Origin of the sequence: Neotamlana sargassicola, assembly GCF_020523965.1 — a bacterium.
Lineage (GTDB): Bacteria > Bacteroidota > Bacteroidia > Flavobacteriales > Flavobacteriaceae > Neotamlana > Neotamlana sargassicola.
Window position 1 is genome coordinate 78,116 of the sequence record NZ_JAJAPX010000005.1, and the last position, 21,752, is coordinate 99,867.

At 35.2% G+C, this 21,752-nt stretch carries 7 protein-coding genes; all 7 read left to right on the forward strand.

Annotation, left to right across the window (positions count from 1 at the left end; translation table 11 throughout):
• The first annotated feature begins 84 nt into the window (after nucleotides 1–84).
• The 7 genes from LG651_RS12325 (at nucleotide 85) to LG651_RS12355 (ending at nucleotide 21,750) form a co-directional block, all read left to right on the forward strand.
• Nucleotides 85–726, forward strand: a complete 642-nt coding sequence (locus tag LG651_RS12325) for a DUF6266 family protein (RefSeq protein ID WP_226696421.1) — start codon at nucleotides 85–87, stop codon at nucleotides 724–726.
• A 184-nt stretch (nucleotides 727–910) separates the two neighbouring features.
• On the forward strand, nucleotides 911–1,267 hold the full coding sequence (locus LG651_RS12330; protein ID WP_226696422.1) for a hypothetical protein: 357 nt from the start codon (nucleotides 911–913) through the stop codon (nucleotides 1,265–1,267).
• A 135-nt stretch (nucleotides 1,268–1,402) separates the two neighbouring features.
• Nucleotides 1,403–1,849, forward strand: coding sequence for a hypothetical protein (locus LG651_RS12335; protein WP_226696423.1), 447 nt, complete (start codon nucleotides 1,403–1,405; stop codon nucleotides 1,847–1,849).
• A 305-nt stretch (nucleotides 1,850–2,154) separates the two neighbouring features.
• The gene (locus LG651_RS12340) at nucleotides 2,155–3,477 is read left to right on the forward strand and encodes a hypothetical protein (protein ID WP_226696424.1); all 1,323 of its coding nucleotides are present in this window, start codon (nucleotides 2,155–2,157) and stop codon (nucleotides 3,475–3,477) included.
• Nucleotides 3,478–3,616: 139 nt separating this feature from the next.
• Entirely contained in the window at nucleotides 3,617–5,050 is a 1,434-nt protein-coding gene (locus LG651_RS12345; protein ID WP_226696425.1) for a T9SS type B sorting domain-containing protein, read from the forward strand.
• A 13-nt stretch (nucleotides 5,051–5,063) separates the two neighbouring features.
• Complete coding sequence (locus LG651_RS12350; protein WP_226696426.1) at nucleotides 5,064–7,619, forward strand: PorP/SprF family type IX secretion system membrane protein; 2,556 nt, start codon at nucleotides 5,064–5,066, stop codon at nucleotides 7,617–7,619.
• A 250-nt stretch (nucleotides 7,620–7,869) separates the two neighbouring features.
• Nucleotides 7,870–21,750, forward strand: coding sequence for a T9SS type B sorting domain-containing protein (locus tag LG651_RS12355; RefSeq protein WP_226696427.1), 13,881 nt, complete (start codon nucleotides 7,870–7,872; stop codon nucleotides 21,748–21,750).
• Nucleotides 21,751–21,752 lie beyond the last annotated feature (2 nt).

The following is a 21,752-nucleotide window of genomic DNA, read 5'->3' on the forward strand; positions in this document are numbered from 1 at the left end:
ATATATTCAATCGGAAGGTACAACTTCGTGTTAAGTCCGTACCAAGTCCGAAGAAAAACAAGTTTCATTTAAATTATTTATGTTATGGGTAAAATTTCCCAAGGTATTTTAGGAGGGCTTTCAGGTAAGGTTGGAAACGTTATCGGTGGAAGCTGGAAAGGAATTGATTACATTAGAATTAAACCCTCAAGTGTAGCCAATCCAAGAACTGTTGGTCAAGTAAACCAAAGAACGAAGTTTACTGCCACTTTAGAATTTTTACAGGCTGTAAAGCCTTTTATTAAGTTAGGGTATAAAGGATTAGCTGTTAAGAAAACAGAATTTAATGCTGCAATGTCGTATGTGTTGAATAATGCGATTACAGGTACAGAACCAAACTTTGTTGTTGACTATCCAAACGCTTTAGTAAGTCGCGGAGGTTTATCTGGTGCGTTAAACCCGACGACTGATTTAGCAACTGCTGGAGAAGTAACTTTTGGGTGGGATGATAACTCTGCTGAAGGTAACGCAAATGCTACTGACAAGGCAATGTTATTGGTTTACAATCCATCAAAAAAGGAATCTATTTCTTTACTTAATGGAGCAGACAGAACAGTAGGTTCTCAAATTGTTTCAATCCCTACAACTTATGCAGGTGATACGGTAGAGCTATTTATGGCGTTTATTACTGCTGATGGTAGTCAAGTATCAAACAGTATTTATTTAGGCTCTGGTACAGCTAATTAATGCTTGGTGTTTTTATTTGGAAACCGCTCTAATCGAGCGGTTTTTTTTATGCTATATTTGTTGCTTTATTTATTGATGTTTACTCTTTATTTACTCTTTTTATGTGTTTTTTGTATCCTATTTGTTGCCCAAACGGCTTAACGCTAATAGATATAAGGATAGTTAAATATTGTATCGGGAAGTAATGAATATAGAAGATTTAATTGGTGAATTCTCTGTAATAGGTAATAACCAAAATGCCGAAAAGACCGAGTATAAAGGCACATTAACTTTAAATTTAGATGAGAATAATCGTGTTTTGGCTCGTTGGGTTATTGGTAAGGAGCAAGAACAAAAAGGAACTGGCTTTTTTAAAAATAATATTTTGGTAATTAACTTTAACTATGCTGATGAACAAAATAATATATATAAAGGTGTTGTTGTTTACAAATGCTTAAGTAAGGATATTTTAGAAGGCTTTTGGTCTGAGAAACATGGTAATCCATTATTTTTAGGAGAAGAACGCTGTTTTAAGATGAATAATAGTTATTTGTTTAATTAATCTTTTTTTGCTCAGATTTCGTTTTAAATGGTGATTATGAATGATATAGGCGATTTTTATTAAAATAAATCGACAAAACGCTTGTTTTTTGCGTTAAATTGCATAAATTTGCGAAAGAACCCTAAAGTCTATGTAATGAAAACCAAAGTTATATTCCTTGTTTTTAGTATATTTTTCACTGTAAATACTGCCTTTGCACAAAAAAATAAAGAAGCAAAAAGCATAATTAGTCAGTCGGTAGCAATAAAAAAATACCACAACAAATCTGAATTACAATCTATGCAGAAAGGTGAATTACTCTCCTTATATGTTGAGCGTATAGAAAGCTTAGTTAAAACATTGCCTTATATTGCTTTTGCAACAAAGCCAGGAGTAACAATGACTACGCTAGGCATCCCTAATACAAGTGATAACCGTAAAATGCTCGATGCTCAATTTGAAGAAACAGATAAGTATATGGAGAGTAATAAGGAGTTTCAAAATACATTTTTGCCTTATTCCGATACCCAAAATTTAATTGCGGCTATTTTATTTTATGAAGAAATAATTAAATCGTTGCATACTTACAGCGAGTTTCGCTAGTATTCCATTTAAGTTTATTCAAAATATAATTGGTAATCCTGTCATGGTTTTTAGATGTTCATAAATATCACATTTATATGTGTTTAGCAATTTGCGTGATGGCAATCAAATAATAGCTCTTATTATTTTTTGGCAATTAAAAAAGTAAAAACACTTAATTTGTGCATTTCGTCGATAAAAAATATAAATAAAATTAAAAAATAATGTATTTTAACGATAAAATTGGTTTTTCGTGGATTTTATTCTATTTTTGGTAAACCAAATTACTTAGCTCCCCAAAGCTACTAATAACTAAAATTATGACTATGAATAACATTACTAAAGTGTTATGGATATGCCTGTTTTTTGCAGGTAATATGTTTGCACAACAAGAAAAAGGAATTTTTGGTCCAACAAATTGGCTTAATTATTGGACGGAGTTCAAATCTGCCACAAAAGATTATGGTGAGCCCAATAAAATTTTAACCGGAGATATTACCGAAGACACGAAATTAAATAAACGCGATATTTATTTATTAGTAGGTAATGTTTTTGTAAAAGATGGAGCTACTCTTACTATCGAGCCAGGAACAGTAATTATTGGTGATTTCGAAACTAAAGCTTCCTTAACTATTACTCGAGGTTCTAAAATTATTGCAGATGGTTACGAAACAGATCCTATTGTATTTACTTCAGAAAAAATATCGAAGCGACCAGGCGATTGGGGTGGCATTACTATTTTAGGAAATGCACCATCGAATAAGTTTGGAAACGGCTCGGTGGCTCAATATTATAGTAATTTAGACCCAGCCTCGTATGCTAGTGCCAATTTTGGTGGAAATATTGTTGACGATAACTCAGGTATTTTGCGTTACGTTCGCATAGAATATGCTGGAAACAGGTTGAGAAATATTGGGTATACTAATGGTTTGTTATTAGCAGGTGTTGGAAGCGAAACAATTTTCGAGAACGTTATGGCGAGTTATTGTGCTGGCGATTCTTTTAAAGCTTGGGGTGGTGCACCTCATTTAAAGAAAATGGTTTCCTACAGAGCTTCGGGTAATGATTATAAATTTAATTTTGGAGCTCAAGCCATAATAGAAAATTCTGTTGCAATTCGTTCGCCATTTATATCAAATAGTGAGGTGGCTCGTAGTTTACAGGTTAAATCTTATAATAATATTCAAGAGGTCGATTTTTCAAAGAAAAATACTTTCGTGGCGGCCAAAAACCTAACTTTTGTAACCGAAAGCGATGATATTAAGGCAGATATACAAAAAGGATTGGTAAATGAAGCCGTATATGTTGGAGAAAATACTTCGTTAGATTTAAATAAAAGTGTTATTTCAGGTTTTAATCCTGCTGTTATTTTTCAAAATACCATAAGAATTAATCAAGAAAGTTTAGATAAAATTAAATTTTCCGAAATGTATTTTAATAATTGTAATGGTAATATTTTCATTGAAAATAATAGTAATAACGAAGATTTAGAAAACTGGTACGGTAACAGAGCTTTTTTTAATGTGTATTCTGAAGGTGATGATTCTGAGACTTTTATCGATTCGAAAAATGAAAAGAAACCAGATTTTAGACTACGAATTAATAAAATTATGGCTACAAATATTGACTCTGATTTAGACCGCGATTAAAGTTTTAATTAAAAATAGTGTTTCGAATTTATACCTTTCCAGTATTTCAATTGTAATTACAATTCAATTATATTAATACGAACCAGATTAAAAAAAATGGATTAAAAGGTCGAAGTACGGTTTTTTAAAAGTGATTGAAATGAAACTCTTAAATATTACTTTTATACTGTTTTTTATTTTGGGTTTATCTCAATTACACGGGCAAGTTATAATTGGTAAGCCTACTTTAGGATTTACGCAAGCTTGTGCAAGTGAGTCGTTTAATGAGTATCAGGTTACTTTTTCATTTTCACCCGATACGGCATTACTAGTCTCTAATCAGTTTTTTATAGAATTGTCCGACCCAACTGGCGATTTTACCAACCCAACAACGGTTTATTCTTCGGCAGAAGGTGAAATTACAAGCTCTCCTGCTACAATAACTTTTGCATTTCCAGAAACAGTTTCGGGCGAAGCCTACAAGGTAAGAGTAAAAAGTACAGCGCCAATTGCGTCAAGTACGCCATCAGTTGCTTTTGCAGCGTACTACAAAATTCAAGACACACCATTTTCAATCAATAATTTAATTCCCACAGGGATATTTTGTGCTGGAGGAAGTTATTTATTAACTATTGATAATCCAGGTAACGACGATAACGACTCTCCATTACAATATCCATCCTTAAATTTTAATTGGTATAAGTTAGTTTCAGCAACCACGTCAGTAATCGTACATACCGGATTAACATACGAAGTTACCGAAGCTGGAACCTATTATGCAGAAACTAATTATGGTACTTGTACTTCAAACTCTTACTCTAACCGAGTGGTTATAAGCGAATCGGCTTCTGGAAACGATTCCGAAATAACGTCGAGTCGCGGTAACCCTTATTGTGCAAGTGACGGCGAAACAATTTTAAGTGCCATTAGCGCTAATTCATATCAATGGTATAAAGATGGAGAACTTATTGAAAATGCCACAAATCAAACATATAATACAAATATTTCTGGATTTTACACGGTAAATATTGATTTAGGTGGTTGTAGTACAACGGCTTCAATAGATTTAGATACTATGACTTTTACAAGTAGTTTAAATGTAGAAGATGAATTTTCTTTGTCAAATGGAGAATCAGTTACTGTAAATATTTCTACAGATGCCGATGCACCAATGTTTCAATGGATTTTGAATGACGTTATAATATCTGGAGAAACCACTAGCTCATTAGTAGTGAATCAAGCAGGAGATTATCAAGCGGTTATAACTCAAACAAATGGTTGTGAAACTTCAAATACGCTTACATTTTCTGTTACCGAACCATTCCCAGATGTAGAAAATATACCAAATGTAATTAGCCCCAATAACGATGGCGTAAACGATACTTGGGTTATTCCAAAAAAATATGTAAGTGGTTCAAATACAGTTGTTGTTATTATGTCATCTCGTGGTGAAGTGGTGCTGCAAACCAATAATTATTTAAACAATTGGCCTCAAGAAACAATGGATTTAACAAGTATAAATTCCGTGTATTATTACATCATAAAACCCGAAAATAATCAAACCAAAAAAGGGTCTATTACAGTACTAAAATAGTATGAAAAAACTAATGCCATGTTTAATCTTATTTATTTTGTTCCTACAGCAAATTAGTGCTCAAGAGCAAGATGGAGTAGTGGCATTACAATTACCTGTACGAAATTCTTTGCGTTTTAATAAATACGCTATTAACCCAACCTTTAGTTTTGTTCGAGAGCAAAATAAATATGTTAGTTTTACCAATAAGCGTGAGTGGGTGGGTTTCGAAAATGCACCACAAACATATTTATTTAGTTATTCTGGGCGTTTTAAAGAAAATTTAGGAGCCGGCTTAGGTTTGTTTCAGCAAAATTACGGAATATTAACTACGTTTGGTGGGGTTGCTAACATAGCTTATAACGCAGTTATAAATCGTGATCAAAATTTAACTTTTGGTCTTAATTTAGCAGCCTATAAAAGTGGAGTGAATAGTGGAGATGTGGTTACAAATTATCAAGATCCTTCTTTGCAAAATATACCGTCAAATACTTTAATAACCATAAATCCTGGTATTAATTACGGGACTATGTTTTTCGATTTTGGAGTGTCTTTAAACAATATTGTTGCTTATAATTTTACAACATCGCAGATGTTAGAAGACAATCCAGAGCAATCCATTCAAGGTCATATTATGTACACCGGTTATGCAGATAGTCGTGGTTTTTTCGACGAAAGTAAATTTACTGGTTTTGTACGTTCAGAGTTTAAAAAGGATCAAACAATTCTTTCAGGAGTTGTAATGCTTACGGTTCCAAAAGGTATTTGGGCACAAGTTGGTTATAATACTTTTTATGGAGCGTCTGGCGGCATTGGGTTTAATGTTACAAATAATATAGGATTAGAATATAATTATGAAAAAGCCATAGGCGAATTAAATAATTTTGGTAGTTCTCATGAAATCACATTGGCTTATAAATTTAATAATAACAATAAACGTTTTATTTATAGCGGCGATGAAGATGAACAAGGGTTGTTAAATTCTAATAGAAATAAAAAAAGATATTCACCAAGGCGTAAAACAACTTCTAAAAAGCCGGTGGTTAAAGCTAAACCTGAAGCAGATACAAGTAAGGAAACTAAAATCAACGCCGAAGCAGAGAATAACCGTTTAGCGGAAGAAGCTAAAAAACAAGCCGAAGCTGAAGCAGCGGCAAAATTAGAGGAAGAACGCGTGGCAGCAGAAACTAATGCAAAAGCCGAAGCAGAAAAGAACCGTTTAGCTGAAGAGGCTAAAAAACAAGCTGAAGCTGAAGCAGCGGCAAAATTAGAGCAAGAACGCTTGGCAGCAGAAGCAAATGCAAAAGCTGAAGCGGAAAAGAAACGTTTAGCTGAAGAAGCTAAAAAACAAGCCGAAGCTGAAGCAGCAGCAAAATTAGAGCAAGAACGCTTGGCAGCAGAAGCTAATGCAAAAGCCGAAGCAGAGAAGAACCGTTTAGCTGAAGAGGCTAAAAAACAAGCTGAAGCTGAAGCAGCAGCAAAATTAGAGGAAGAACGCTTAGCAGCAGAAGCTAAAGCAAAAGCCGAAGCAGAGAAGAACCGTTTAGCTGAAGAGGCTAAAAAACAAGCCGAAGCTGAAGCAGCCGCAAAATTAGAGCAAGAACGCTTAGCAGCAGAAGCTAAAGCAAAAGCCGAAGCAGAAAAGAAACGTTTAGCTGAAGAGGCCGAAAAAGCATTAGATACAGTGATGCTCGATGGTGTTTTAATTCCTGCTTCCAAAGATAAGGAGTCGCTGGAAATGAAGCGTTTAACCGAATTAACAGTGAATGCTCGAATCGATCAACAAAATTTAATAAATCGTTTAAAAGATGCTGTGGCAAGCAGAAAGCAGGACTTAGCCGATTTAAAAGAAGAAAACGATTTAAGTGAAAAAGGTATTTATAAACAGCCTAAACCATTCAAGAGTACATCGGCCGAAAATGCTAAACTAGAAGCCATTAAGTCAGAAATTGATGATGTATTAAAGTCTCAAAGTAGCCGTATTACTAAATTAGAATCTTTGTATAAAACAAGACTTAAAAATACGAGAAAAGCAAAAGATGAAGTAAATACGTATTATGCTAGCGAGATAGAAAAATTAAAATCGCAACAGGCAGAAATTTTAAAAACTAGGCAAATCTTGTTAAATCAGTTAGTTCAAATTAAGGAAGATACTGATTTTGAAAGAAAACGCAGAATTAAACGAGCTGCTTTCGATAACGAACAGGAACGTTATAATAAAGATAGAGGTGCATTAAAAGCATTAAAAGAAAATACAACAGTTACAGAGCAAACACCTACAATAAGCGAATCTGATTTTGGTGAAGTAATCCCGAATAATATTTTAATTATTAATCGAGTTGCTAATGTTGAAGCCGGGTATTATTTAGTTTTAGCGGTACATTCTGATACAAATAAGAGAGACGATTTTGTTAGAAAAGTATTGCAATTCGGTGATTCTAACGTCGATTTCTTTTACGATGTTAACAGTAGTAAATATTACATTTATACTAAAGTGTTTAATGATTTGGCGTCGGCAAGATCTGCAATGCAAAACAATAAATCTACTTTATATTTAAGTAAATCTTCAATTGTAAATATTCAAAACTAATCTTGTAGGTAAAATACTTCTTTTTGTAAGGTTTTTACGGCTAAATTGTTAAATTTATTCGTTAAAGAGAAAAAAAATCTGATCTTATTTACTTTTTATTATAAAAAAATGCGATATTTACATAGTTATAAAGTGTATATAATCAAGACAACGAGAATGTGAAGTAAGAATTAGCGTTCTTTTTGTGGTTTTAAGCCCAAATACTTGGTTTTTTGTACCCAAGCAAAAACCATATAAAATGCTCCTGCTTATGAAAAAGAATTACTTTTTTAAGAATTTTTTGGTAATGCTATTTGCCTTGTTTTGCTTAAATGTAATGTTTGGGCAAAATTTAGTACCGTTTTCTCCTCGCTACGATCAAGCTATTAAAGGAGATATTCTTCTTATTGGTAATAGTAATGTTGGAATACATCCAACAAATCCTTATAATGGAAACGATTCAAACGATAGAATTAATGCGGCCGTTCATGTAGATATTGATGGAGATTCTTCAACTTTTAATTCCAGTAGTGCCGATTTAGACGTTCCAGACGATGTTACATGTTACCAAGTGGTTTATGCGGGTTTATACTGGAGTGCAGTTGTAAATGGAGACGACCCCATTTCGGATATTAAGTTTAAAGTTCCTGGCGGTAGTTATGTCGATATCACAGGTACTGAAGTGTATTACCAAAATGCATCGAATAACAACAATTCTAATACATATGTATATTACCACGACGTTACTAGCATGGTTTCGGCTCTGGCAAATCCTGAAGGAACTTATGCTGTGGCTAATATATCTTCGTTAGTAGGACGTAAACCCAATTCTGAAGGACTTTCTGCAGGTTGGTCACTTTTTGTTGTTTACCAAGATCCTTTGCTACCAAGTAAATATATTACTTCGTTCGATGGTTTTACTAGAATTACAAGTACAATCAGTGAAACCTTTCCAGTTTCAGGTTTTAGAACAATTCCTACGGGACCAGTTCGAGCCGAATTTGCATTTAGTACCATTGAAGGAGATAGGAGATATTCAGGGGATTATTTAAGACTTAATGGTAATACAATTGATGCTACAAATAGTGCAGGTACAGTTATAAGGCCCGGCAATAACTTTTTTAATAGTACTGTTTCCTACATAGACCCAGTAACAAATACTCCCGAATTATTTACGGCCAGAAATCCAAATGGGTCTAATACCTTAGGTTTCGATGCCGGAATTATTAGTATACCAAATGCAGGGAACTCTGTAATAGCAAATGACGCCACAAGTGCCACCATTAGTTTGGGAAGTAATCAAGATATTTATTATTATTATTTTAGTGCGTTTGCCATAGAAATTATCGCTCCAAATATTGTTTTAACGAAAATAGTTGAAGACGAATTTGGAAACGATATTAGAGATCAAGAAGTAAGTTTAGGAGACGAGCTTTATTATACCATTGGTTTTCAAAACACAGGTAACGATAATGCTACTAACTTGATTATTCGTGATATTCTTCCTGAAAATGTAATTTTTAATTACCCAACAGATTTAGGGGTTTTACCACCAGGTGTAACTGTGCAAAGTTACGATGCATCCACAAGAGAAATTATTTTTGAAGTCGACGAGTCTGTTGTTGAAGAAAACGACCCCGTTACCGAAATTAGGTTTATGGTTACAGTAGTTTCATCATGTAGTTTATTAAACGATGCATGTTCAAATATTATTAGTAACCAAGCTTTTTCAACTTATCAAGGTACTATAAATACAGAGTTTACTATTTCAGACGATCCTAGTTTTGCAACCAATACCGGCTGTTTATTAACCCCTGGAGCAACAAACTTTTTAGCCGATATTAATTGTACTTTCGAGGAAGAGGTTATTCTTTGTGGAGCGAGCACAACTTTAACAGCAGGAGCAGGTTACGATTCCTACTCTTGGTCAACTAGTCCGTCGGGTACTCCAGTAATTGGCACAGAACAAACCTTAACAGTAACACAAACAGGAACTTATTATGTGCATAATACAGCAACAGCCCCTTGCCAATCAATCGATCAAGTTTTCGAAGTTATTACATTTGGGGCAGGAGTAACCAACCCTTTAATTCCATTTGCCGATGAGGTTGTAGTTTGTCCCAACGATGGTAAAGATTTGCCAAACTTTTATTTATGTGGCGCAAACGATACTAGATTAATTGAAACAGGAATTACAGATACCACTTCAATTATTTGGGAAAAGTTAGACGAGAGTAGCTGTACAGCAGTAGCAAATCAAGATTGTGCCAACGAAGATGCCTCATGTACTTGGAATCAAGTTACAACAGGACCAGATTTTACTATTGATACCGACGGACAATATCGCTTAACATTAAATTACGATGGCGGCTGTTTTAATCAGTTTTATTTTAATGTTTACACTAACATTTTAAATCCTACTGTAACAGCTAGTGATATATATTGTACTACTTCAGGTGAAATTAGGGTAGGTGGAGTGCCAACTGGTTATGAGTATAGTATTGATGGTACGAATTACCAAGAAAGTAATGTGTTTACAGTTACCACAGCTGGTTTATACGAGGTGTTTATTCGTCAAATTGGTGTGTCTCCAAATCCATGTATTTTTTCTGTACCAGACGTTCAAGTGCGTGAACGCGATTTTACTGTTTCAACTATTATTAATCAGCCATTGTGTTATGGTGAATTAGGAAGTGTAGTTTTAGCGGCAAACGATGTGCGCCCACAGTATTTCTTTTCTGTTTATCAAGGGGCTACGCTAGTAAATAGCGTTGGGCCAATAAATGATAATAATTATACGTTTAGTAATTTAAGTCCAGGAACATACACTGTTAATGTATCTACTGAAGATGGTTGTACCTACTCCGAAGATATCGAAATTATAAATCCACCAGAATTAACGGTAACGGCAGCTTTAACAACTCCTTTAACTTGTACCGACGGAGAAATAACTATTTATCCGGTTGGCGGAACACCTCCATATTCATATTTTATTAATAGTACAACTGTTTTTCAAGGAACACCAACATATACGGTAACAAGTGCTGGAACTTACAACATTAGAGTTGTAGATTATAATAATTGTTCGGCCGAAACTTCAATTACAGTTGAAGACATTGAGGTGCCAACTCATACAGTCTCTTCAACTAACATATTGTGCTACAATGATAATACGGGTGAAATTAATTTTAACGTTGCCGACGCCAATGGCTTTACTGTAGATTATAGTATTGATAATGGCGTTACGTATAGCAATTCTTCTACTTTTTCAAACTTAAGTTCAGGTACATATTCAACCATTGTTAGATACACTTTAAATGGAGCAGAATGTTTAAGTGATACTCGAGATATAACGATAACACAGCCAGATAGTGCGTTAACAGCATCAAGTGGCGTATCAGAGTTGGCAGGTTGCGGACCTTCGGGAGAAGGCGCAGTAAGGATTACTAATCCACAAGGAGGAACACCTCCTTATGAGTATAGCTTTGATAATCAGGCAACATGGGTTACTACAAACGAAGCGTATGTAAATCCTGGGACTTACACATTATATATAAGAGATTCCAATGGTTGTATTTATGCCATGCCGGATGTTGTTTTAGATTCTGAACCAGTAGCTCCAACAATAACTGTAGGTGATCCAGACTTTAATTGTGATGGTTCTGCAAACGCTACCGTTACAGTAAATAATGAAGATAACAATACGTTTAGCTATACATACTATCTTGATGGTGTAGAAAATACAAATACTACCGATCCTAAAACATTTTTAGATGTTTCAGAAGGGTCGCATGTTATAACCGTAGAGTATAAATTAGAAGATGTACCAACTTTTAGTAATTTATTAACCGAGGATTTTGGTTATGGAGAAACAAATGTCGAGTCTCCCGGAGTTGATTTTTATATTTTTGAATCGCAAGTAAGACCTGGAGATGGTAGAGCTGCTATTTCTGTAAATGATGGCGAATATTCCGTTACTTATAATATTGAAAGTCCGTTTGGAGCATGGTGGAATCCTGTAGACCATACTTCGGGAAATAGGTCTACTTTTGGAAGATATTTATTAGTAAATATAGGAGATCCTTCAACTACAGCGGGAATTTCTTTAGATGATAATTTTTATAAAAAACGAATTACAGATGTAATACCTAATCAGCCAATTCGTGTAAATTTATTTGTAGCAAATGTAATTCGCGCGAATAGAAATCGTATCGAACCAGATTTGTTATTGGCTGTTTTAGACCCTACAACTGGAAATATTGTATCATCAATTACAACGGGTAATATTCCAGAAAATAACCAATGGAATGAGTATAATATAGAATTAAATCCAGGAAATAATACAGAATTAGATTTTGTTGTTAGAACAAATATTTTTGGAATCAATGGTAATGATATTGCTATTGATGATATTAATGTATTCCAACTTCCAGTTAGCTGTGTTACAGAAGTGGATTTTCCTTTTGTAGTAGACTCTGGGAATGCCTTTACAGCAGATATAACAGGGGTTAAAGATGTTTCGTGTTCTGGAGCATCAGATGGTGAAATAACAATAGCTGTTGAAAATTTTGATGCCACAAATGGATATCAATATTCCGTAGATGGTGGAGCAACTTGGGTAACAGAAACTACATCTCCACATACAATAACAGGTTTGTCTGCAGCAGTTTATGATTTACAAATTAGATATGATGCCGCAGCAGACACTTGTGAATTTTCATTTACTCCAGAAATTTCAGAACCTGCACCAATAACGTTAAACGTAGATGTTACACCACCAACTTGTTTAGATGGAGCAACACTTGAAGCCAGTTCTACAGGAGGTACAGCAGCATATTCTTATGAATTATTAGAAGATTCTACATTAAATTTAGTAGCTACATTCCCAGCAAATGGTGTTTTAGCCAATGTAGTTGCAGGGAATTATGTAGTAAGAGTTACAGACGCACAAGGTTGTACAACTACAACACCGGTAAATATCACAGATCCAACAGGGCCAACAGCTACAATAAATGTTACAACGGGATATTGTTATAGTGCTGGAACGGGTGTTACGCTAGAGGTAAATACTTCAGGAGGTTTATCGCCTTATGAGTATAATATAAATGGTGGTGCATTTACATCTAATAATGTATTTAGTAATTTAACACCTGGTAATTACGATATAATTGTTAGAGATTCTAACGGTTGTACTTTCGCTTTAGATACAGAAACAATTGAACCAGAGTTACAATTAAATGCAGCTGTAACTAAAGGATTAGATTGTACAACGTCTCCAGATGCAGAAATAGAGATTAGTTATACTGGAGGTTACACACCTTATGTTAGTTATGAAGTTTCTACAGACGGAACAACTTATACAGCAATTACACCAACGCCGTCTGCAAGTCCATTTACTTACTCTGTCTCTGCAGATGGATCATATTATTTCAGAATTACAGATGCCGAGAATTGTGTAGCAGAAGCTTCAGTGGTTATTAATCCAATAACAAATCCTACAGCTACAGAAACAACAGTTAATCCTTTATGTAATGGTGATTCTAATGGTTCTGTGCAAATTGTAGCATCAAGTGGAACTGCACCATATGAATATAATTTTGATTCAGCAGGTTTTACAACAACCTCATTATACGAAAATTTATCAGAAGGAACATATGCTTATCAAGTAAGAGATGCTAATGGTTGTATTTATGACGGTTCTGTAACATTAATAGCACCAGTAACACTAACAACAACGCATACTGTTACTGAGTTTTCATGTAATGTTTCAAATACTTTTGAATCTGCTCAAATAACTATTAATGTTCCAACTACAGGAACTTCACCATATTTATATAGTTTTAATGGATCTAACTATTCAGCAACTAATACCTTAACTATTAATGATAATGGTAGCGATCAAACCATAACTTATTCTGTTAGAGATGCTAATGGCTGTGTGTTTAGCGATAGTGTTACGGTGACAGCATTAAATCCACCTTCAGATATTGTATTTTCTGCAACAACAGTAACATGTTTAGCTACAACAAGCGATGTTACATTAACAGCAACAGATGGAGTTGGTGTATTAACTTACTCTATACAAGCTCCTGCAAGTGCAACTTCAAATACAACAGGAGCTTCAACAGGTACTTTTACAGGTTTAGCTCCAGACACCTATATATTTAGAGTAACTGACGAAAATAATTGTTACTACGAAGAATCATTTACTGTTTTACCGGTAACAAATATTGTTGCAACAGCAAATTTAAATACCGACGTGGCTTGTTTTGGAGACTCAACTGGAGCAGTTACATTCAGCATATCTAATTTTGGAGGTTCTTACAGCTACACACTAGATGGTGGTACAACTGTTATTACAGGACAAACCGCAAATTCAATACCTTTAACAGGGTTAGCGGCAGGTACTTATACAATTGAGGTGACTGATGAAGCAACCGGATGTACAGATACAGCTTCCGTAACTGTTTCACAACCAGCCAATGCTCTAACTTTATCGGCGACAACCACAAATGTTTATTGTGATGATGATACATCTCAAATTACGGTATCAGCTTCAGGAGGAACACCAAATTATACATATGCAGCAGTTATTTCTGGAGCATCGGCACCAGCATTAGCATCTTACTCTAGTAATAACGTGGTAACAGTAGATACTAATTCTGCCACAGATTTAACTTGGGATGTTTATGTAAAAGACAACAATGATTGTATTACTTTTACAACAGTTACAATTACAGCAGATGCTCAACCAACTTTAGACCCGATAACTCCACAATGTTATGTTGGTAACGATTTAACCATTAACTTAACCGGAACTGTATCAGTAGGTACGGCAATGTATAGTATGGGCTCTGGCTTTCAAACAAGTCCAACATTTACAATAACTGCACCAGGAACATATACTTTTACAATACAAGATGGAAATGGTTGTACAGCATCACAAACTTTAGTAGTTAATCCGCAATTACAAGCAAACGCTTTATTAACAAAAGATATTACATGTGCTGCACCAACTGACGCAACAATTGATGTAGATATTTCTGGTGGATCAACTTCATATTCAACTTTTGAAGTATCTACAGATAGTGGTTCAACGTATACAGCATTTACACCTACACTTTCGGGTTCCTCGTTTACTTATACTACTACAACTGCAGGTACTTATATGTTTAGAATTACTGATTCGGCAGGATGTGAGGTAGAAACTAATGAAGTAATAGTTACTACTCCAGTAAATCCAAGTATAACTTCAGTAGTACAAACAGCAGCAATTACATGTAGTGGTGAATCTAATGCGGCTATTAGTGTTACAGTAGATAATACTTTAGGAACACCACCTTACGTAATTAATGTATTTAATAATACCACCGGAACAGATTATGGAACACAAACAGCTGGTTTAGCTGCAGGTAATTATACTATTACCGTTACCGATTCTAAGGGATGTACCGATACTGACACCATTACTATTACTGAGCCAGCGCCAGTTAGTTTGTCTTATACCGTTACACCTATTACTTGTGGGGCAGGGGGTGTTTCTTTAGGAACTATTACAATTAACTCGGTTTCAGGCGGAACACCAAATTATACTTATCATGTAACTGGTGTAAATGGCTACGATAATGCTATTGCCAATCAAACCGGATCTTCAGTAGTTTTTGAAGTAGTAGACTTTGGATTATATGAAGTTATTATAACAGATACAAATGGATGTACTGCAATAGTTCAAGATATACTTGTTGCTTCTCCTCCAGACGATTTAGATATTTCTGTAAGTGCGCCTCCAGCAGATTGTTCCACAGGGGGTTCTGCTACTGTAGCTATTGGAACACCATTAACTGGGTCAGGACCATTCCATTTTGCGATTTATACAGGGAGTGGTATGGTATATACTTCGCCAACAACCGCGCCATGGCAAGATGAAGATTCACCTGGACAAACAACTTTTTACAACTTAGTACCTGGAGCAACTTATACGTTTGTAGTGTATGATGAAGCTACTATGTGTTATTATTACGAACAAGCAGATATTCCTATTCCAACCAATTCTACTTTAACAACAAGTAATGTTGTACCAAATAATATTACATGTACAGGAAGTGCCGATGGAAATGTAAGTTTTGATATTTTGAGTAGTTATGGAGTACCAACGGATGTAACTTATGATATTAGAGAATCATTATCGTTAAATCCAACTGGAATTTCAGGATCTGCAAGTGTGCCAGCGAATGGTACTATTTCGGTGACTAATTTAGGGCCTTTAGATTTTGGAAATTATATTATTGTAATTACAGAAGATGCAGGAGCCACTAATGCTGGTTGCGGTGTTGTAACTACAGAATTTAATATAACAGAATCAGCTATATTATTATCGGTTTCAGCATCAGTTTCAGAAAATGCAAATTGTAATAATTTAGGAACAATAATTGCTGTTGGTCAAAATGGAACATCACCTTACGAATATCAGGCGGTTGTTACAGGAAATACTCCAGATCCATCAGGCTGGGGAACATCTAATGCTTTTAATTTAGCGGGAGATGAAACTTATGATATTTACATTCGTGATGCTTATGGTTGTGAACAATTCGATACCATTTATTTACCAATAGATGCAGAACCAACTATTGATAATTTAGCAACACAATGTTATGTTGGTAGTCCATTGCCAATAACAATCACAGGAACAACTTATAATGGTAATGCAACCTATAGTATTGGTGGTGCTTACCAAAACGATCCAAACTTTACATTAAATACGCCTGGAACATATACTTTAAGTATTCAAGATGACAATGGCTGTATTGTGTCTACTACATATACGGTAGAACCTCAATTACAATTGAATGCAGATTTAACCAAAGATTTAGACTGTACTATAACACCAGACGGGACTATAGTTTTAACACCAAGTGGAGGCACTGGTGTAGGCCCATATACCTATGAAGTAAGTATAAATGGTGGCGTTTTCGCGGTTATAGCTAGTGATACTTATACCGTTACAACATCTGGTACTTACGAATTTAGAGTTACAAATAGTCAGTCTTGTCAAGCTACATCTAATATAATAACAGTAGAGCCATTAGGGACACCAGTAGCAACAGAAATTCATACAGATATACGTTGTAATGGTGGAAGTGATGGAACTATTACAGTAACGGCTTCTGGTACCGAAGGACCATATGAATATAGTATTGATGGCGGTTCAACGTTTCTAACTTCTAATGTATTTACTGGTTTAGCACCAAACACCTATAGTGTTGTTGTAAGAGACAGTAAATCTTGTGTGTCAGCGCCAGTTTCAGTTACATTAACTGAGCCAACAATAGTAGCAGCTAGTCCTACTTTAACTCAAGGTTTAACTTGTGATGCTTCAAATGCATCTCAAGCAGCTACTATTACCGTAACGGCTAGTGGAGGTACATCGCCATATACTTACAGCTTTGATGGAGGTACATCATTTTCATCAAACAATATTTATACTACCAACACACCAGGTGATGTATTTATTGTGGTAATGGATAGTAATGGCTGTTTAAGTGCAACTGAAACTCAGAATGTACCCACATTAGATCCACCAACGGATTTGAACTTTTCTTCAACCGATATTACATGTATTAATACTACAAGTGATGTAACACTTACAACAACAGGAGGAGTAATGCCTGTAAGTTATGCTATTTTAGAGCCTGCAAGTGCAACATCTAATACAACTGGTGATTCTACAGGAACATATACAGGTCTTTTACCAGATACCTATTTGTTTGAAGTAACCGATGCCAATGGTTGTACTTATCAAGAATCATACACAGTTAATCCTGTTACAAATATTACTGTTTCTGGCTTATTAGTATCAGATGTAAGTTGTAACGGAAGTACCGATGGAGAAGTTACTTTTACAGTTTCAAACTTTAGCAGTACTTATAGTTATTCTTTAGATGGAGGAACAACCGTAATTACAGCTCAAACAGCAAATGATATTGTATTAACAGGCTTGCCAACCGGAACACATACCATTGATATTACAGATGAAGCTACAGGTTGTACAGCAACGTCATCTGTAACAGTATCAGAACCAACAACAGTTTCGTTAGCAGAAACAAGTAATATAAATGCTAATTGTAATACAGGTGCTCAAGTAACAGTAACAGCAACGGGAGGTACATCGCCATATACTTATGCTTTTGTAGAAGATGGAACTACTCCTGTAGCTGGAGATTATACGAATAGTGACTCAGCTATTTTAGATCCTTCTGTAAATACAAATTGGGATGTTTATGTATTAGATGTAAATAATTGTCCGGCAATGATTGATGTTACTATTACAACAGATCCATTGCCAACGGTTACTTTACCAAGTTTTGCATCAAATCAATGTAACTTAACAGGAGATCCGTATACATTTACAGTTTCAAATACAACAGGAATAGCTCCTTTTGAATATAGTATTGATGGAGGAAATTCTTATCAAACAAGCGATACTTTTACAGTAAATGCGCCAGGAACTTATACTGTTACTGTAAAAGATGCCTATGGGTGTACAGCTACAAGTACAAACACCATAGAAATTTATAATGCCCTAGGTGTTACTCCAGAATTAACAACAGTACCTTCTTGTACTGATGATGATGGTGTAATTACTGTAAATGCAACTGGTGGTTCAGGAACCTATAGTTATTCAATTAGTCCAAGTCCAGCGACTATAAGTTTGAGTGGAAACGTATTTTCTGGTGTGCCATCAGGAACCTATACTATTACAGTTACAGATGATGTTACTATGTGTACAAATAGTGCGTCTGTTACAGTAGAAGCAGCAACTCCAGTAACCTTTACTGCTGCATCTACCGATGTAAGTTGTAATGGTGGTAGCGATGGTACTATTACTGTAGATTTACCAGCAAGTAATAATAATCCTATTTATACCTATGAAATCACAGCACCAATTGTTGTGTCTGCTCAAACATCAAATGTATTTACAGGTTTAACTGCGGGAACTTATACAGTACAAGTTAACTCAGGTAGAGGTTGTGTTGAAACTGCAAATGTAGTGGTTAACGAACCTAATACCATAATGGTAGCGGCGCCAACAGTTGTGGAGTATGCTTGTAACACAGGTGTAAATGCGGTTAATTATGCTTCAATAACTGTAACGAATGTAACCGGAGGGTCTTCAAACTATACAATTTACGAATTCATAAAATCAGGTAATGTTGTACAATATGGAGCTAATGCTTCTTATACTGAATCTGATTTCTCAGGTGGTACTTACACTATTAATGTATACGACGATAATGGTTGTGTAGGAAGTACTACAGCTACAATTTCTCCTTTTACATCTTTAGAAAGTATAGATGTAACTGTTGATAATGCAATTACTTGTACTAACGATGAAGATATTACTGTAACTGTTAACTCAACAGGGCCAGCACCAACAAATTTAGAGTTTACAGTTCAAGATATTGATGCTTCTGGAGTATATGGTGGTGTTTATAATCAAACAAATACAACAGGCGTGTTTACAGGTTTACCAATTGGTAATTATTCTATAACTGTTGTAAACTTAGATACTAATTGTACTCTAGAAACTATACATTATGTAAACGACCCTAATACTTTTACTTTAGAAATAGATTCGGTTGTTAACGTAACTTGTTTTAGCGATGCCGATGGAAGTGTAGATGTTACATTTATAGATAGAGTGCCAACGCCTACAGATGAATCTGGAGCGTTTAGTTACACAGTTTTCGATAGTACTGGAGCAACTGTAACTGCAGGAACTGTTGCAAATGCAGGTCCAACAACAATTAGCGGATTGGCATCTGGTACGTACACAATAACTGCTAATTTAACGAATACGCCTTATTGTACAGTTTCGCAAAACTTTACAATTGATGCACCAACAGAGGCATTAACAATTACTGAAACACATACTGAAATAACTTGTATTTCTGGAAATAACGACGGTTCAATTTCTGTAGTAGCTTCAGGAGGTTGGTTAGATTATGAATATCAGTTAGAAACTTTAACAGGAACCATAATAGTGCCTTACGGAAGTGAAACCACTTTTGAAGATTTAATAGCTAACGATTATGTAGTTAGTGTAAGAGATGCTTCGGGCTGTATTGCTTCGGTGAATGTTGTTTTAGAAAATCCAGATCCAATTGTAGTAACTGCTATACCAGATGCAACTACACTAGATTGTTATGGAGATTCAGATGGCAGAATTACCGTATCAGCCATTGGAGGTCAAGGTAGTAATTATAGTTACACATTAAATATGTTGTCACCAACAGTTAGTAGTTCAGGACCACAGACCTCTCCGATTTTCGAAGGTTTAGTAGCGGGAACTTACAATGTAACTGTAACCGATGGTTATAATTGTGTAGGCACATCAGCAGATATAACCATAACACAGCCAGATGAAGTTATGGCAAGTTTAGTAACAACAACTACACAAACATGTACCACCGACGCCACGTTAACATTAAGTGCAACAGGCGGAACAGGAAGTTATGAATACAGTGAAACATCAGATTTTGCAATTATTTTAGGCACATTTGCATCATCAACTACATTTGCTGTAACCCCAGGAACTTATCAGTATTATGTGCGCGATGCTAATGCATGTACCTCGAATGTTTCTAACGAAATAACAATAGATCCTTTACCAGATTTAGAAATTGAAATAGATGCAGAAAACGCCACTATTAATTGTTATGGCGACCAAACAGGAGTTATAATAGCAACAGCGCAAGGTGGTTTAGGTAATTATATTTATACTTTAGAAGATAGCACAGGAAATGCAATAACACCAGTAACCCAAGATAGTCCAGGTATATTTACAGAATTACCAGCAGGGATTTATCAGGTACGAGTAAATAGTGGAGACTGTTTAGAAACTAGTTCGTTAGTTGAAATTACTGAACCTGACGAGCCATTAACCGCAGTTTTTGATGTAACCAATGTGCTTTGTGCAGGCGATAATGATGGTATGTTAGAGATTATAGCCTCAGGAGGCACAGGGCAAATAAAATATGCAATTTCACCAAGATTAGATCAGTTCTTCGATACGCCAATTTTTACAGATTTATCACCAGGGACTTATCAAGCCATAGTACAAGATGAGTTAGGGTGCTTTGTATTGTATGACTTTACTGTTACCGAGCCAGACTTTGTATCTATAAGTATTGTACCAGATTCCATTTATCCAGAAGCGTGTACAGGAGATCAAGACGGAGAGTTTAGTATCGAGATTGCTGGAGGCGAAATGCCATATAGCGTTACACTAGATGATGTAAACGGAAGTTATTTTACAGGAACCGCAACACAAACACAGTTTGATTTTACAGGATTATCTGGAGGAGATCATATTGTATACGTTATCGATTCTAATGGATGTGAATCAGAATGGAATATAACATTCCCAGAATCTGTAGAAATTATAGCCGACCTTGAAATTGAGTATTGTACAAATGGTATAGATGCTACAAGTAACATGGTTATGGTAAATGTAGATGATACAGAAATAGATTTATCAGAAATAGATTATTCATTAGATGGCGGTAGCTATCAAACCGAAAATGTATTTACAGATTTAGCATCAGGAACACATTTTATTACAGTAAGACATTCAAACACCTGTGAAGAGATTATAGATTTCGAAATTGAAAACTATAACCCATTAGCGGTTTCACTTGCTCAAGGTGATATGAACGAAATTGTAGCCACTGCAACTGGTGGTTCTGGAAATTATGAGTTTACTTTAAATGGAGATAGCCAAGGAAGCGATAATGCTTATTTTATATATGCTTCTGGGGATTATACAGTAACCGTAACCGATAGTAATGGTTGTGTGGCAACTACAACGGCTTATTTTGAGTTTATAGATGTCTGCATTCCTAATTACTTTACCCCGAATAATGATAACGATTTAGATACTTGGGGACCAGGATGTGTTGGACAGTACCCTAATATTACTTTCGATATTTTTGATAGATACGGGCGAAAAGTAGCAACTCTTGCCGCAAACGATTCATGGGATGGTAATTACAAAGGTAAGCCACTGCCAACAGGAGATTATTGGTATGTTGTAAAGCTTAATGATAGTAGAGATAACAGAAGTTTTGTTGGACATTTTACTTTATACAGATAAAA

What these genes read in the sequence shown, in the direction of transcription:
- LG651_RS12325 (WP_226696421.1), top strand. Translation starts at nt 85, where the DNA reads ATGGGTAAAATTTCCCAAGGTATTTTAGGAGGGCTTTCAGGTAAGGTT.
- LG651_RS12330 (WP_226696422.1), top strand. Translation starts at nt 911, where the DNA reads ATGAATATAGAAGATTTAATTGGTGAATTCTCTGTAATAGGTAATAAC.
- LG651_RS12335 (WP_226696423.1), top strand. Translation starts at nt 1,403, where the DNA reads ATGAAAACCAAAGTTATATTCCTTGTTTTTAGTATATTTTTCACTGTA.
- LG651_RS12340 (WP_226696424.1), top strand. Translation starts at nt 2,155, where the DNA reads ATGAATAACATTACTAAAGTGTTATGGATATGCCTGTTTTTTGCAGGT.
- LG651_RS12345 (WP_226696425.1), top strand. Translation starts at nt 3,617, where the DNA reads ATGAAACTCTTAAATATTACTTTTATACTGTTTTTTATTTTGGGTTTA.
- LG651_RS12350 (WP_226696426.1), top strand. Translation starts at nt 5,064, where the DNA reads ATGCCATGTTTAATCTTATTTATTTTGTTCCTACAGCAAATTAGTGCT.
- LG651_RS12355 (WP_226696427.1), top strand. Translation starts at nt 7,870, where the DNA reads ATGAAAAAGAATTACTTTTTTAAGAATTTTTTGGTAATGCTATTTGCC.